The organism is Aphanothece microscopica RSMan92 (genome assembly GCF_046613545.2).
Lineage (GTDB): Bacteria > Cyanobacteriota > Cyanobacteriia > PCC-6307 > Cyanobiaceae > NIES-981.
Window position 1 is genome coordinate 1 of sequence record NZ_JBKKKY020000369.1, and the last position, 563, is coordinate 563.

The following is a 563-nucleotide window of genomic DNA, read 5'->3' on the forward strand; positions in this document are numbered from 1 at the left end:
ATCGTGCCGTCGGGAGAGACAAGAATGGGCTTAGGAATCCCAGTCACTTCAAATACTTTCGCTGCTTCGCTGGAGAATATGCCAAAGGAAAAGGCATGCAGCCATGGCATCGGGAAACGGCTTTCACGGAACTGTTCAATGCTCTTGGGCACACGATCCAGTGAAATACTCAGGATGGTAAAGTTCTTGGACTTGAATTCCTCATATGCCTTCGTGATCGTTGGCAATTCAGCGACACATGGTCCACACCACGTCGCCCAAAGGTCGATAAGTACCCACTTACCTTTCAGGGACGCTGGTGTAATTGTTTCCGTTGGTTTATCCAGGGACGCAAAGGAAAAGTCCGGCAGCTTGTTGCCTGGCCGTATCGTTCTGTCCGGTGCATAGTCCTTTTTGGCCATTTGTGCTTCGTCGGTTTCCGCATAGTCTGCCATAAGCTTGGCATACATCGCCTCGGCAACCGAACTACGGCCTTCAAAATCGGCCTCAAGGAGCGTGCCATAGAGGGTACGCGCCAGATCCTGCTTGCTCACGATACCTGCAGAAGCAATGCTATCGACGAT

1 protein-coding gene is annotated in these 563 nt (G+C 51.3%); it reads right to left on the bottom strand.

The window, feature by feature from the left end:
* The coding region (locus ACLD7X_RS18050) for a TlpA family protein disulfide reductase (RefSeq protein WP_425625472.1) at positions 1-533 on the bottom strand (533 nt) is incomplete at its 3' end.
* Positions 534-563 lie beyond the last annotated feature (30 nt).